A 15377-nucleotide genomic window follows, 5' to 3' on the forward strand; every position below is an offset into this window, starting at 1 on the left:
CACATAAATCCTCACATATCGGTTAAAAGGAAATTAAAATTGATGTAAAAAATGGCAGATGAAAAGTTGATGTCAAAGAAGAAGCCTGCTTATCCAGTGAGTGGTAAGTTAGATGCCTATTTGGATCATTATAATCGGAAAATAGAGATTCCAATTTTCTACGATGACTTATTACGTTTTGCAGGTTCGGTGGTGGTTTATGATGAGCATGATGAAGATACACTTTGGGTGCGGGTGTATTATGAAGATCACGAGCGAAAAGAAATAGATGTCAGTTTAAAAAAGGTGTATTCAATTTTACATTCTGATGGAAGCGATCGCATTATGGAATACTTAAATGTAGATGCCGTTGACTACTGCACCTTTGGAAACTCTAAGCCTTTTCGAATAAAAATTCGAAATATTCTCAATGACAATTTCACCTATTTCTATGTGAAAAAGGCAGATGCATCGCGAGTATATGGACTCGAATTAGAGCACATGCTTTCCCCTTATAATCTCAATTTTTTGGTTTATAAAGACACTCTGATTGAGGAACATATTGCAGGAATACCCGGAGATGTTTTTATCAAAGAAATGCTTCCAAAATGCACAGAATCTGAAAAAGCACAGTTGGCAAAGGAGTTTGTGAAATTTAATGAACGCTGCATGATTCGGCTTTTAGGTGATATGCGTTCTTATAATTATGTAATTGTTCCTACCCATGATTTTGATCATGTGGTTTATAAAATTCGAGCGATTGATTTTGATCAACAAAGTTTTGAAGGAAAACTTAAAGTGTATCGTCCTCAGTTTTTTAAGGAGAATTTTTTGATGGTAGAATTGGTACGAGAGAAGCTTCAGAAATATTCAGTTGATCAATATAAGGTAGAAGAGCGGTCTATCGTTGCAAAACGTATCATTAGTTCAGAAGATAGAATTGAACAATTGATAGATATCTGTAGAGAAGATCGTATCTCAATTGACAAACACGTAGAAATGTTACGTTCTGAAATTCAAGCTTTTATTTTAGACATGAAATTCAAACAATGCAAAAACATGGGAGAAATTCTAACCCTTGCCCTTGATTTTGTAAAACGGAATTACGAGAATGTGAGTATGAAGCAGATTATTGAAAACAAAATAAACCTATGAGGCTTTAACTTTTCTGCTCCTTATTGAAATACACTAGATAGTAATACATCTGTTTTTCCTCATCCCAGCCTTTTTCAACGAATTTTTCAGCAGATTCCGGATTAATGAAATCCATCTTAATTTGAATGTTGGTATCTAGGCTGATAACATTCTTTATTTTCTTTCTTGCATCAGAAACTGCTTTATTGGCAATATCGAAGTTTGAAACGTCCTCAATACTATATTTCGGGCCTTTCTCGACCTTATAATGCTTGAATTCGGGAATTAACTCTGGGTTTTCCATTACCTCGGTTAAGAAGCTGCTCTCTTCAAATTCATCATTCTTCGCAAAATGATTTACAGCGCGATTCATGAATAATACTTCTTGTTGTTTGTCTTCTGCAGGAAGAACTACATCTTTAGCGAAATTTTGACAGAATTTTAAATAGTTTTTGGTTTTAAAATTATCGTCGGAAAGTGGCTCGGCTCCCAAGAAATTTTCTAGCCAATATTTGGCGTCGTAGCGATTGCTGTCTACTGAAAGTACCTTGTAGCCTTCTTCTTTATCGACATTAAAAATAAGACATCCTTTATCAAGTTTATTGATGTTAATGCCTTGCTGAACAAGGATGTTCAGATTGCTTCCTGTTTCTTCGAATTGTAAAAAATCGTGTTTTAATTCGCTTTTGAATATTCCGATCGCATCTACTTTTACATTATCAAGTAGCACTCCAGTTAAATACCCAACATAAACTTCACCGCTTTTTATATGCGGATGGTTTGATTGTTCAAATAAATGTGTAGCAATCTTTTTAGAGTTTAAATGGGCAGAAGAAGGTTCATCAAAAATTTCGGCTGCAATTTTATACAATTCATTAAACTCAACATCAACTTCATTGGCTAACTTGAAGTAATTCTCTTCTTTTTCTCGGAAAGGCTTAAAGAAATACTCTTTAAGTAAACCTGTAGTTTCATCGTTTAAGTTAAAAGGCTCCTCAGAAAGGAAAATTCCTTCACTCTTATTTTTGTTGCCTACACGATGTAATGAAATACTTTCGATTTGGGTAGAATACAGGTTTATCATTGAATAGTTTATTTATTGTCATTCTGGCGCCTGCCCTGAACTCGTTTCAGTAAAGGCCAGAATCTTTTGATTTGTAAGTTCTATTTATAGTTTATTGAAAGTGCTCTGAAAGACAAGTAATTAAAACTAATGTCAATTCCAATTTTCATCAAAATCTAGATCATCATAATTTTCTAGCGTATCATCAAAATCGAAATCATCAGCACGTTCCGCTTTAAAATTCTTTTCAGGGGGAGTTTCTGGTAACTCTCCGAAGCTAAAAAGAAGATTAGGATAAGATACTCCAGCTACGTTTTCAACGATGTCGGCAAGCTCGACAAAGAAAGTCCACATATTTAAAAAATCATAGACATAAATAAGTTTTGGGTTGTTCTCGCTTAAAACATCCTCTAAAAATGTCTCATTCATCAAACGAACATCAGAACCACTCTCACTCATATCGAAAAGTGCAATTTCTTCATCTTGTATCCATTCTTCATCACAAGTATAAAAGGAAGCCATTTCATTACCCAAAAAACCAAAAGCCTGCGCTATTGCATTATGGAATTCTTCCATAGAATTGCTAGCGTCGATTTCGATATCTCGAAAAATATCGTCCTTCGCATCTAAGATAATGCGCACTTTGTAAATCATTAGTGTTTCTTTTTGTGGGAGGACAAAGTTACAAAGTTTTGCGACTTCTTTTAGATTTTAATGCTTCCAAAATCAAATAGAACTGAATACCGAATAGGAGGGAGGCCAATACAAGGTGTATCGGCTGACTAGCAAATGGGAAACTTAAATAATACATGGCCATGCCAGAAACTACCTCTATTAAGAGAATAATCAAAACCCATTTGATCTTTGTATAACCTAAATTAAATTTATAGATGCGATACCCAATAAAAAGATTCAATAGTACTACTGCGATCGAAAAAGAACGATGTAAATAAAAAGATAGCGTCGGACTTTGCAACCATTTATTCTGCATGTTTTCACCTAAAACGTCTATTTGCAAATCTACAAACTGACGCACTTGAATGCCCATTATAATCTGTATGAAACTAAAAACAAAAGCAACAAGCAGTAAAGACAAAACTTTTTGATCAAATTTGATTCTTTCTGATTGCTTACCTGTTCTATGAATTAAATAGATCAACATAGCCATGATCACCAATGCAATAATCATATGCACAGAAATCATGGTAGGCTTGAGATTGGTATCAACCACTAGCTTGCCCAGCACTGCCTGAATGCCTAGAACGACAAGCGTCAATATAGTTACTACTGTAATTACTTTGTCTTTTTTGAAAAGCCAAAATGATAGAAAGAACAATAGCAACATCGGTAGGCCCAAAACAACGGTTACCAATCTATTGATGTACTCGATCCAGGTATGCCATGGGTTAAAGGTGGCATATTCATGTTTGGTATAAGCTTCCCAATTTTTTGGGTTATAACTTGCCGATGATTTGAAATCTTCGGTAGCGACTTGCAGTTCTTCTTTGAGAATTACAATTTGCCCTTTTTTGAATTCTTTGTCTGGAGTCCATTGTATTTCAGAAATGTCAGTAGGTGGAATGTAGTAACCAAAACATTTTGGCCAATCGGGGCAACCCATACCACTTCCGGTTACCCGCACAATTGCACCCGCCACAATTACTAGGTAGACTAGAACTAGTGAGACTTTGGCAATTTTACGAAAGTTTTTCTGCATTTCGAACGGTAGAAATTGTTCTGCAAAATTACCATTCTTAGCTAAGAAAATATAGAGTTGAAAACTTTATTTTGGGTTCTCCAATGATATCTTGTAACAAAAAATGCCGTTCATTACGAACAGCATTTTTTAAAGGATTGATTGGTTGTTGTCTTATTCCATTACGATAAATTCAGATCGTCTATTTTCTTCGTTCTTTTCTGGGGTACACTTTGCCCAATCGGTACAGTCATTTGCCAACTTAGTTTCACCAAAACCTACGGCCGAAACACGAGATTCGTCCATTTTGTTTGAAATTAAGTAAGCCACGGTATTGTCTGCACGTCTTTGAGACAATTTCTCGTTATACCTTGTGCCCGCTTTTGTATCTGTATGCGATTGAATCTGAATCTTGATATCAGGAAAATGATTCATATACTCGATCACTTTTAAAATAGTTGCTGAAGCATCTGGTCGAATGTCAGCTTTGTCTAAATCAAAGTAGACAGGTTTCAATGATAAGAAGTCAACTAAGTCGGTACCTACAGGTGCTCTTTTAATTGTTTTCTCTAGAGCTATTTCAACACCAGAAGTATCATTTGCACTAACTACGGCAAACATTTTATCTCCATTGTCATACTCATCTTTAGAAGCGACTAATTTATAATCTCCATCTCTACAATCTCCTTCTAGAGAAAAAGAACCATCGTCTCCAGAAATGGTTTCTGAAACTAACTCATTAGCGCTATTGAAAATGGCAACTTTTGCACCAGCTAATGGTCCACCTGTTTCTTTGTCTTTAACCATTCCTTCAACCATTGTGTTGCAGGTAAGGTCAATTTCTTCGGTTTCAGTGAATCCGTAAATGTCATCACTACCTACGCCACCATCTCTATTTGAAGCGAAATATCCTTTTTTAGTTTCTTCATTGATTATAAACGAAAAGTCGTCTTGTTCACTGTTTACAGATTTGCCAACATTTACAACATAAAGGTTGTCCATATCCTCAATCTTAGTGGCAAAAACGTCTAACCCTCCAAGACCTGGATGTCCGTCAGATGCAAAATACAGTGCGTTTGAGGCACTGACAAAAGGAAAAGTCTCTCTAGCTTCGGTATTAATTACATTACCTAAATTTTTAGGAGCTCCAATGCTACCATCTTCGTTAAGGTCAACAACAAATATATCAGATGCACCTATTGTTCCTTCCATATCGGATGCAAAGTACAATTTGCGTTCATCAGGGCTCAATGCTGGATGCGCAGTTGAATAGTCATCTCCATTAAATGGCAACTCCACAATGTTCGTCCACTCGCCATTACTCAGATTGGCACGGTAAATTTTTAATCTACTTACACCGTCTTTATCCCTAGAAAAATTTCCATTTTCAGAATTGTTTCTAGTAAAGTAAACTGTAGAACCATCCTTTGTGAAAACTGCTGAAGTTTCATGAGTTTTCTTATTCAGAGAAGATAACTTAGTTGCTGGTCCGAAATCACCATTCCCTGATGAGGACGCTGCATAAAGATTAGTAAAAGGTTTGTTATTCCATGTATGGATGTTTCTTGAAACGGTACCGCTATCTCTTGCTGTAGAAAACACCAATTGCTCACCTTTGAAAGCAGGAGCAAAATCAGACGCCATCGAGTTTAAGGATAAGGTTTTCACATCATATCGCCCTGAATTGTTTTCAATCTTCTTCATATAATCTGGATTGTCAGCAATCTTTTTGGCACGAACATCGGCTTGTTTAGCAGCCTGATATTTTTGCATCCAAACGTCAGAAGCTTCATACTCTTTTGAAGATTTTAAAGATTGTGCATAGCGATACATATAATCTGTATCTAACGTAATACCTTCCATAGCAAAAAGCTTACTATACCAATTGGCCGCTTCTCCGTAGTTCGCGTTTTGGTAGTTTGCGTCTCCTAAATTTTTAAAGATATCTTCTTCAGAGTACCCTTTATCTACTAAATTCTCGTAACTCTCTATTGCAGGAGCATAAGAATAGTTTTCAAAGCTCTCTTTTGCTTTTTTTGTTTTCTTGTCCTGAGCAGTTACTAGGGTACAAACCATTAGTGAACCACATAAAATATATCTTAATTTTTTATTCATCTCAGTATAGTTTAAAAGAATCTAGGTGCTATTACGTTTTTGTACTTCGCACGGAACTCGTATCGAAGCAGTACTTCGAAAGAACCGTCATTAAAAGTTGTATTACCCAACTCGGTTGTTTCTTTGTCATAAGCCAAACCAATCATGAACTGGTCAGTGATCTGAAAACCGAATAGACCACTGAAAGCGGCATCCCATCTGTAGGCAGCTCCTAAAGTAAATTTTTCACTTAGCATGAAATTTGCAGAAACATCAATTTGTAAAGGTGCTCCACTAACTGCTTTAACTAAAGCCGCAGGCTTAAACTTCAAATTCGGATTTAAATCAAATACATAACCAGTAATGAAATAGAAATTCATACGCTCTTCAGCTAGACTCGCAGTGCTATTATCAAAATGCTCAGTTTTTAGAAAATTGGGAACTGAAAGTCCCGCGTAAAACGTATCTGTGTGATAGTAAATACCAGCACCGAAATTCGGAGAGAATTTTTTATCAATATTGCTAAGACCTACAGTACCCGCTTCATTATTGTAATTTTGAAGACGATTAAAATCAATATTTAATGCATGACCTCCAGCTTTTATTCCAAAGGATAATTTTCCTGTTTTTGAAGTAGGAATAGTGTAAGAAGCTACAGCATCAAAATAGGTGTCTTGATTGGTTCCATTACCAATTCTATCATTTACAATAGAAAGACCCACACCTAACCTTTCTGAAACAGGTGTGTTGAAATTAACGGTTTGTGTGGTCGGTGCACCATCTAGACCAACCCATTGTGATCTATGAAGTGCATTGATACTTAAAACGCCCCTAGATCCTGCGTAAGCCGGGTTAACAGCCAAGGTGTTGTACATATACTGCGTGTACTGAGCATCTTGTTGTGCCATTACTCCCCATACCGAGGTAGTTAGGAAAACTAATGTTATTATGAATTTTTTCATGATTATCGAGTTTACTTTTATGGTTGAGGGTATGGATTATCTGTTTACGTATAAGTATCCGTCAAGAACTTTTGATGTTCCTTCATCTACATATTCTATGATATAGAAGTATATGCCTACAGGAAGTTCATTCTCTGCATTAACAGTAGCTCTTCCATTTGAGATTCCTCTGAAGGCTCTACTATTATTATCATATCCTTCAGTTTCAAATACAAGAATACCCCAACGGTTATAAATTCTAACGGTGTTATTTGGGAATAATTCAATATTATTAATTTGGAATACACCTCCATTAACACCTGGGTTAACCAAATCAGTTTCGATAGATAAATCTGTATCACAATTCGCTTCAGGCGGTGGATTTCCACCAATGTTACTACAAGGATCATCTGGATCGGTTCCGTCTGTATTCTCTTGATCGTTCGGAATCATATCACCATCACAATCGGCCGTCAACCAATCACCTGATCGGTCTAAGGTTACACTTGCTTCTAAGAAGTCGCATGGATCTTCAGGATCAGTACCATCTGTAATTTCAGTACCATTTGTAACCCCATCTCCATCACAATCGGAGATTAAATAATCGCCAGATAGTTCTAGGGTAACATTGTCTGCATTAAAGTCACAAGGGTCTTCTGGGTTTGTGCCATCGGCAACTTCTTGTTCATTCGTTACACCGTCACCATCACAATCTGCTAGTAACCAATCACCACCTTGTACTTCAGTAATACTGGCAATAACAAAATCACAAGGATCATTAGGATCTGTACCGTCCGCAATTTCTTGAGTATCCAAAACACCATCGCCATCAGCATCTAGAACTATACAAGCAGTTGCATCTGTCGCATCTGTAACTGCGGCTACAGCACCAGTATCATAGGTTGCTGCTTCAACAAGACCAATTACATTTGTCGTCGGAATTCCAAGACCATATACTCCGTTGTCTCCACCATCAGCATTTGCATTTTGGTAAGCTTCATTGGCATCGCTACAGCCGTCACCGTCACTATCAAGATTTGTATAATCTGGTGTACCATCTGCACCAGTATCCGTTGGAATATTTCCACCTCCAGCTGAAGTCGGAATACCATTACTTCCCGTATTATCAACGTTATCATCATCATCATCTGCTCTACCGTCACCATCAGCGTCAGTTCCACCAGATTCAACAACATCATAAATACCGTCATTGTCAGAATCAAGATCTACTCTGTTTGGTCTTCCTGGACCATCTGTATCTGTATCTGGCAAAGCTGTACCGCCATCACCAACACCGGCTACAGTGTTGTCATCTGTATCAATGGTATCGATAAAACCATCTCCATCAACATCAGCCATAGTCATCGGGTCGCCAGGCGTAGCATAATCTACTTGGCCATCTCCATTTGCATCTGTACCGCCAGCTTCAATGATATCGGCAATACCATCATTGTCAGAGTCAAGATCTAATCGGTCAACTAATCCGTCACCATCAGAATCGGTATCTGGAAGGGGAGAGGCAGCAACGCCATCATCCAAGCCATCCATATTGGAATCATTCATTGACATTGGATCACCAGGTGTTGGATAATCTATTTGACCATCCCTATTAGCGTCAGTTCCTCCTGCTTCTACAATATCTGGAATACCATCGTTATCTGAATCAAGATCTAAGTAATCAGGAATACCATCGTTATCGGTATCTCCAGTACCTTCTACCGTGTCAGGAATTCCATCATTATCGTCATCTAAATCTACATCGTCAGTAATGCCGTCACCATCGGAGTCATTATCAGGTCCATCACGATAATCTACATCACCACCTGTGGCTAAATCATTATCTTCATCGCCAAGATTTGAGGCATTTGGAGGGTTAATTCCGTCATTTACAGTCGAACCTGCTATTGCTGAATCATCATTGTCATCAAATGCATCATCAAGGCCATCACCATCCGTATCTACATTAGATATTACGTTGTCAGTATCACCATTTTCAACGATGTCTAAAATGGTATCATTATCACTATCATCATCTGTATAATCTGGATTATCCATTAAATCGGTATTCTCAGGGTTGATACCTATTAAGGCCCCGTTCTCATAGTTGTCGTCAAGTCCGTTCATATTGGCATCAGTCATGCCGGTTCCAATTCCACTAGGGGGTTGGTAGGTAGCTGTTGGTTGCCCTTCAACATTATCAGGAATACCATCATCATCAGCATCTATATCTAGATAATCTGGAAGATCGTTCGCATTGCCATCCGAATTCGGCGGATTTGCTCCAGTACCTGCTGTACTAGGAATACCATTGCTTCCTGCGTTGTTTCCGTTATTGTCATCATCATCTGCTCGCCCATCCATGTCAGCATCAATTCCACCGGATTCAATCACATCGGCAATTCCGTCATTATCACTGTCTAAATCAAATTGATTAGGTATACCATCACCATCGGAATCAGGACAAACAGGATTATTTGCTACAATAAATACTTTCCCATCGGGGCCATCACCAGTTGCGCCCGCTGAAATCATTCTAAGGCTTGATATGTTTTGTCCGGGAGCACCAAGGTCGGTAAGCGCGTATACAGCTATCCGTATTTCTTGTCCATTTGAAGCTGTTGTTCCTGTAGGAAGATAGTTAGCAGAACTGGCTGCCAAAACTATTTGTGAACCTAATGAATTTCCATTGACGTCATAAGCTTCTATGGTGGTGTTATTATTACCACCTCGTTCAGAAATTAGAATGAATGAATCACCTGTAATTATTATAGGCGTATTATAGTTTAAGGTATAATAGTCGGTTGCAGTAATACCACCGTCTTGTTTTTGAAAGTAGTTGAAATCGTTTGACTGAAAAGCAGGTAAAATAATACTATTCCATGCCGGATTTGAGATATTATTTCCAGCCGTACCGCCCGTATTTCCGTCTACATTATTATTTACTTCGTATACATGGGCTTGATTTGTAGTTGCAAAATTTTCAGCGTACCCATCTGGTACTACAAAGTTTGAATATTGAACACCTTGATGCGTTATTGAATTGAATGTTGCAGGACCTGTACCTCCAGTTCCCGTAAAGTCAAAACTGGTATTTGTGTCGAGAAAGGGGCCTAAGATGACTGAATTGAAAAGGCATTCATCAAAATCAGGAATACCATCATTGTCATCATCTAAATCAACCTCGTCTCTTACTCTGTCATTATCAGAATCTAAAAAGGTATCGCATACGCTTTTATCTAAGCCATCTGTTACCGCAGGTGTAAGCGGTATGCCGGTTGATGGAGCAAGATTTGGAAACCCATTTGTATCAACCATACCACTTATACTGCCGTCAGCTTCCAAACTTTCGAGTATAGAATTGCCTGCTGCCTCAAGAGCGTCGGCACAGCCATCACCATCGCTATCCGTATTGATGAAGTTAGCAGGTGTACCTGTTATTGTGTTAGGTGGTGTTTGTCCTTCAAAGCCATCTACTTGACCGTTTCCGTTAAGATCTGTTACTGGTGTAGATGAAACACGACCATCATTGTTCGTGTCATTTGCACCAAAACCTGCTTCGACTACATCGTAAATACCATCATTATCACTGTCAAGGTCTACCATATCTACAACTCCATCACCATCAGTATCAACGGGATCAAAGCTATCTAAGACTCCATTTCCATTGGCGTCAATTCCGCCTCCTGATGAATCCATGGCGTCTGGTATACCATCTGCATCTGCATCAAGGGCAAAGTTCACCGATGAAACATCAACGCCATATTCAATACTATCACTTATACCATCATCATCACTATCAAAATCTAGGCTATTTGCATAAGGATCAGAATCAGTTTGAGTAATTAGGTCCTCTAGAACATCAATAACTCCGTCGTTATCAGAATCTTGAGCACTAAGAGTTTGAATTGAAAATAGCCCCAAAAGCAAAAAAATACTCAAAAGGGACTTTGAGAAAAAAGTAAAATTTTTCATGGTTGAAGTAGTTAATTTTTTTTCTAGTAAAACTGAAATTTGAACAGGAGCAAGTTTGGCCTGTATCAATTGAATTAGTTTGGTGTGGTCTAAAAAGTATGTATACTTTTTCATAAACACGGGGATGTTATGCTGATGCAAGATACATCATGTTGTTAAAAAATTATCGATGAAATGCTTAAAATTTTAACAAAAATAGGCTTACATATGTAGTTTGTCGAGAGAATGTTGTCCCTGCCCTTGAAAATATCGATGAAATGCACTTTTTTGTAGGGGATATAAAAAATTCCTACATAGAATTAAATTTCCTACAAATTCTTACAAAAACCTACATATCAAAGGATTGTAGTAGCAGATTTAATGTTATTAGATTTCTTCTAAGCAAAGAAAATTGAGAATAATTGAGGTTTAGTTAGGCTAAACTAAGACCGAGTTCTTTGCCTTTTTTTAGCATCAGTGTCTTTGCAGCTTCATACTCATTAGGGATTTCACCTTCCAAAATTGCTTCTTTAATGGCTTCTTTAATTATGCCAATTTCTTTAGAAGGTTTCAAGTTGAAGGTCTGCATAATTTCTTCACCAGAAACAGGTGGTTGAAAGTTTCTAACGTGGTCGCGTTCTTCTACTTCTTGAATTTTCTCGCGAACTATCTTGAAGTTGTTCTTATACTTTTTTTGCTTCTTAGGGTTTTTCGTAGTAATATCTGCTTCGCATAGCGTCATAAGATCATCCACATAATTTCCTGCATCAAAAACTAACCTTCTAACTGCCGAATCAGTTGCAAAATCTTCAGACAATACAATAGGTCGAGAACTCATCAAAACCATTTTTTGAACAAATTTCATTTTCTCATTCAAGGGCATTCGTAGTCTTTTGAAAAGCTTGTAGACCATTTTTGAGCCTACAAATTCGTGGCCATGAAACGTCCAACCTAATTTTTTATGAAATTTTTTAGTCGGTGCTTTTCCGATGTCATGCAACAAAGCGGCCCAGCGGAGCCATAAGTCATCCGTTGTTTCACAGATATTATCTACAACTTCTAACGTATGCCAAAAGTTATCTTTGTGTCTTTGACCTTCAATTTCTTCAATGCCCTGAAGTGCTACTAACTCCGGTAGTATGAAAGGAAGTAATCCCGTTTTATGCATGAGAGAGAAACCAATAGAAGGTTCATCACTTGCTAATATTTTGTGCAGCTCATCAACAATACGTTCTTTCGAAATAATCTCAATTCGATCTTTGTTTTCTGTAATAGCCTGTAAAGAAGGTAAAGCTATCTGAAACTTCAGCTGTGTTGCAAATCGAATGGCCCGCATCATTCTTAAAGGATCGTCGGAATATGTTATAGCTGGCTCAAGAGGTGTTTTTAGAATTTTGTTTTCAAGATCTGAGATGCCATCAAAAGGGTCTACTAAATCACCAAAGCTACTTTCCTTTAGTGATAAAGCCAAAGCATTTATGGTAAAATCTCTTCGGTTTTGATCATCTTCTAAGGTACCATCTTCTACAACGGGCTTTCTGCTATCCCGGTGATAACTCTCTTGTCGCGCACCAACGAATTCAAGTTCTATATCGCCATGTTTTAACATCGCTGTACCAAAATTTTTGAATACAGAAACTTTGGGTTGATTCGGTAAAAGTGATGCTACTTTTTTTGCCAATTCTATACCACTACCAACAGCAACGATATCTATATCTTTTGGAGTACCGCGCTGTAAAATATAATCACGCACAAAACCTCCAATTACATAAGCATCAACGTTTAAATCTTTAGAGGCTTTTGTAAGTATTTTAAAAATCGGATCTTGAAGTGCTTCTTGAAAATTCTTTTGCATCATTATTCTCTGATCACTTTTACCACACCATCAGTACTTAATTTGATGATTGCTGAAGGTACATTAGCCACCTTGTCTCGGTGCAAATTTACTATATAGTCTACACCTTTTAAAATACCTTCTTCGATATGAGAAAATTGCTTTGGAGTAGGGTTTCCAGAAATGTTGGCCGAGGTAGAAACTATAGGTTTTTTGAATTTGTTTATTAAATATTGACAGAATTTATCAGATGCTACTCGAATTGCAATCGTATTATCATCAGCAATTAGGTTTTTAGCGATTCCTTTAGGACCATCATAAACAATAGTTGTTGGTTTTAATGACAAGTCCATTATATCGTAAGCCACTTCAGGTACTTCAGTAACATGTCTCTCCAACATGGCATCATTGGCCACTAAACAAATAAGCGCTTTGGTATCTTCTCGTTGCTTTAAGGCATACACTTTTTTTACTGCTTCTTCATTTGTAGCATCACAGCCAATTCCCCAAACCGTATCTGTTGGATACAGAATAAGTCCGTCTGTATTTAATACAGAAATTGCCTTATTGATTTCTTCCGTCATTATTACTTATAATTAAGTGCAAAAATAAGTTTTCTTTGTAGCGAAGTTCAATTATTATGTGTGAATAAGTTGTTTTTGTTTCAGAGATTTCCCTAAAGGAAGTCCTATAAGAATTCGATGAAATAGTCTAAAGTATTTTGGTTTTACGATAGAAGTAAGTCCGTAACGGATGATGAAAACTAGTCGCAGTAACTGATAATGTAAATACCCATAGTTTTTCCGTATCACATAAAACATAGATGTTTTCAATTCGATTTTGATATCAATAGGTATTTTGGCCTTGTCAATACTAGCGCCTTGATGATGCATATAGGATGCATTCGGAATAAAGTAGGTTTTTCTGTTTTTCTTTTTCAGTCGATAGCAAAGGTCACATTCCTCAAAATATAGAAAAATGTTAGTGTCAAAACCGCCCGCAGCATCAAAGTCCATAGCTCGGAAAAACATAAAGCTTCCGTTTACATAATCCACAAGTATAGGTTTAGAATATTCCTTTTTTCTATTGGGTTTCGAAAATAAAATTTCTGGAGTTTTTCGTCCAAAGACCTCTCGCGCAAAAGAAGTAAAGTGGTCAAAGCTAACAGTCTTTTCATTATTTTCATTATAAATTTGAGGTCCACAAACAGCGGCATCTGAATGTCCTTCCATAAAAGTAAAACACGCTTTTATCGGATCATCTATCATCAAAGTATCGTTGTTCAAAATCAGATAATACTTGGCATTTGCAAATTGAACGCCATGCATATTACCACCACCGAAACCAGTATTGAATCTACTTCTATGTAACTCGATGTTTGTTTCAGATAGATTGTCAATAAATATTTTAAGCTTTTGAAAGTCTTCTTTCTGTGAAGCATTATCCACTATAATTATTTGAAATGAAATAGACTTGCTGGTGCTTTTCAAAACACTTGTAACACATTTTTGAGTGTATTCTGAAGAATTATAGTTGATTAGAATTATTGCTATGTCAAACTTTTTTTCAATCATTTTACGTCAATGCTTCAAATATTAATTAGCGTGGTGATTTAGAAATTCGACTAAGGAATCTTGAAAAAGTGCGGGTTCAAAATCTGCATATAAATTCTGAATATTTTTTTTGATGTAGTTTTTATCCACGTTCTTCAAAGTATCCGGTTTAAAGTCTCGTAAGTGAACACTTTTATGAAGTTGTGAACTATCAGAGTGCCAAGCGCCTTTTAATATAAACGGACTGAATATACAAAAGGTTGGCATATGAAGTGCTTTTGCCATGTTTACCGCGCCACCTTCGTTTCCAATGAGTACTGAACATTGGGATAATAAAGACAAAAAATCACGTAGTGAATTCGCATAAAAATTTATTTCAATCTGCTTTTGAGTTACAGCCTTGCATTTTTCATAAATAACGAACGCTTCTTCTCTTTGATTAGGAATGTAGTTGAATAAAATTTTTGCGTTCGTATGCGAGGCAATAGTGTCTAGCACTTCAGCCATGTACTCCGCCGGATATGTTTTCATTGGGCTACTACCCAAAATACTAATCATTATGAATTTTTCTTCAGGACTAGTTTTGAGAGCCGTAACTTCATTTTTTGCATTTTGTATTTCAGCCGCTGTTAAATAGATTTTTGGAAAATATATATCTGAATTGGTTTCTTTCAATATCGGGCTTAGTAAATTCAACCTATTCTGAATAGCTAATGGAATATTATGTTGAGGAACAAGGTTTTCTTTGATTGTATGAGAATAAATCCATCGGGTATACCATTTTTCTAAAGCGATTTTATATTCAGCTCTTGAGAACAATGACATGAGGTTGCTCTCTAGTTTACCGTAAGCGTCAATAACGGTATCATACGATTCTCTTCGTAGTGATTTTAAAAATATATAAAAGGCTTTCTTACTGGTTTTGTATTTTTTTTCAAAAACGGTTATCCTATCAATGTTCGGGTTATGCTCCAAAACAGCAAGCGTATTTTCATTGGCAACAAAATGAATAATACAATCAGGGTATATATTCTTTAATTTTTCACAGATAACCGTGCTTGTGAGCACATCACCTATCATTTTTTGTTGAATAATAAGAAACTTCTTGCCTGGCATTAATAAACTATCTGTT

Annotated in this window: 11 protein-coding genes; 1 reads left to right on the forward strand and 10 read right to left on the reverse strand. The window is 36.8% G+C overall.

The annotated features are described in order from the left end of the window. Nucleotides 1-51: 51 nt before the first annotated feature. Nucleotides 52-1134: a hypothetical protein gene (locus ACKWCD_RS16960; RefSeq protein ID WP_413985155.1), complete on the forward strand. Its 1083-nt coding sequence runs from the start codon at nt 52-54 to the stop codon at nt 1132-1134. Nucleotides 1135-1138: 4 nt separating this feature from the next. On the opposite strand, the gene ACKWCD_RS16965 is transcribed toward ACKWCD_RS16960, so the two are convergent. The 10 genes from ACKWCD_RS16965 to ACKWCD_RS17010 form a co-directional block, all read right to left on the reverse strand. Next, complete coding sequence (locus tag ACKWCD_RS16965; protein ID WP_413985156.1) at nt 1139-2197, reverse strand: nucleoid-associated protein; 1059 nt, start codon at nt 2195-2197, stop codon at nt 1139-1141. 132 nt (nt 2198-2329) lie between these two features. After that, on the reverse strand, nt 2330-2830 hold the full coding sequence (locus ACKWCD_RS16970) for an IS1096 element passenger TnpR family protein (protein WP_413985157.1): 501 nt from the start codon (nt 2828-2830) through the stop codon (nt 2330-2332). 28 nt (nt 2831-2858) lie between these two features. After that, nucleotides 2859-3893 (reverse strand): COX15/CtaA family protein, encoded by a 1035-nt coding sequence (locus ACKWCD_RS16975; protein ID WP_413985158.1) that lies wholly within the window; start codon nt 3891-3893, stop codon nt 2859-2861. A gap of 153 nt (nt 3894-4046) precedes the next feature. After that, nucleotides 4047-5987 (reverse strand): OmpA family protein, encoded by a 1941-nt coding sequence (locus ACKWCD_RS16980; RefSeq protein WP_413985159.1) that lies wholly within the window; start codon nt 5985-5987, stop codon nt 4047-4049. A gap of 11 nt (nt 5988-5998) precedes the next feature. Further along, on the reverse strand, nt 5999-6928 hold the full coding sequence (locus tag ACKWCD_RS16985) for a PorP/SprF family type IX secretion system membrane protein (RefSeq protein WP_413985160.1): 930 nt from the start codon (nt 6926-6928) through the stop codon (nt 5999-6001). Between the two features lie 36 nt (nt 6929-6964). Continuing rightward, entirely contained in the window at nt 6965-10993 is a 4029-nt protein-coding gene (locus tag ACKWCD_RS16990; RefSeq protein ID WP_413985161.1) for a T9SS type B sorting domain-containing protein, read from the reverse strand. A gap of 298 nt (nt 10994-11291) precedes the next feature. Further along, nucleotides 11292-12713: a CCA tRNA nucleotidyltransferase gene (locus ACKWCD_RS16995; protein WP_413985331.1), complete on the reverse strand. Its 1422-nt coding sequence runs from the start codon at nt 12711-12713 to the stop codon at nt 11292-11294. A 2-nt stretch (nt 12714-12715) separates the two neighbouring features. Continuing rightward, on the reverse strand, nt 12716-13276 hold the full coding sequence (locus ACKWCD_RS17000) for an L-threonylcarbamoyladenylate synthase (RefSeq protein WP_413985162.1): 561 nt from the start codon (nt 13274-13276) through the stop codon (nt 12716-12718). Nucleotides 13277-13330: 54 nt separating this feature from the next. Next, nucleotides 13331-14266: a glycosyltransferase family 2 protein gene (locus ACKWCD_RS17005; protein ID WP_413985163.1), complete on the reverse strand. Its 936-nt coding sequence runs from the start codon at nt 14264-14266 to the stop codon at nt 13331-13333. Between the two features lie 21 nt (nt 14267-14287). Beyond that, nucleotides 14288-15361, reverse strand: a complete 1074-nt coding sequence (locus tag ACKWCD_RS17010; RefSeq protein WP_413985164.1) for a glycosyltransferase family 9 protein — start codon at nt 15359-15361, stop codon at nt 14288-14290. Nucleotides 15362-15377 lie beyond the last annotated feature (16 nt).

Source organism: Maribacter taeanensis (assembly GCF_047345145.1).
Taxonomy (GTDB): domain Bacteria; phylum Bacteroidota; class Bacteroidia; order Flavobacteriales; family Flavobacteriaceae; genus Maribacter_C.

Bases quoted from the DNA above. Each gene is read 5' to 3' on its own strand.
- ACKWCD_RS16965 (WP_413985156.1), bottom strand. From the start codon at position 2,197: ATGATAAACCTGTATTCTACCCAAATCGAAAGTATTTCATTACATCGT.
- ACKWCD_RS17005 (WP_413985163.1), bottom strand. From the start codon at position 14,266: ATGATTGAAAAAAAGTTTGACATAGCAATAATTCTAATCAACTATAAT.
- ACKWCD_RS17000 (WP_413985162.1), bottom strand. From the start codon at position 13,276: ATGACGGAAGAAATCAATAAGGCAATTTCTGTATTAAATACAGACGGA.
- ACKWCD_RS16975 (WP_413985158.1), bottom strand. From the start codon at position 3,893: ATGCAGAAAAACTTTCGTAAAATTGCCAAAGTCTCACTAGTTCTAGTC.
- ACKWCD_RS16970 (WP_413985157.1), bottom strand. From the start codon at position 2,830: ATGATTTACAAAGTGCGCATTATCTTAGATGCGAAGGACGATATTTTT.
- ACKWCD_RS16990 (WP_413985161.1), bottom strand. From the start codon at position 10,993: ATGAAAAAGTATACATACTTTTTAGACCACACCAAACTAATTCAATTG.
- ACKWCD_RS16985 (WP_413985160.1), bottom strand. From the start codon at position 6,928: ATGAAAAAATTCATAATAACATTAGTTTTCCTAACTACCTCGGTATGG.
- ACKWCD_RS16980 (WP_413985159.1), bottom strand. From the start codon at position 5,987: ATGAATAAAAAATTAAGATATATTTTATGTGGTTCACTAATGGTTTGT.
- ACKWCD_RS16960 (WP_413985155.1), top strand. From the start codon at position 52: ATGGCAGATGAAAAGTTGATGTCAAAGAAGAAGCCTGCTTATCCAGTG.
- ACKWCD_RS17010 (WP_413985164.1), bottom strand. From the start codon at position 15,361: ATGCCAGGCAAGAAGTTTCTTATTATTCAACAAAAAATGATAGGTGAT.
- ACKWCD_RS16995 (WP_413985331.1), bottom strand. From the start codon at position 12,713: ATGCAAAAGAATTTTCAAGAAGCACTTCAAGATCCGATTTTTAAAATA.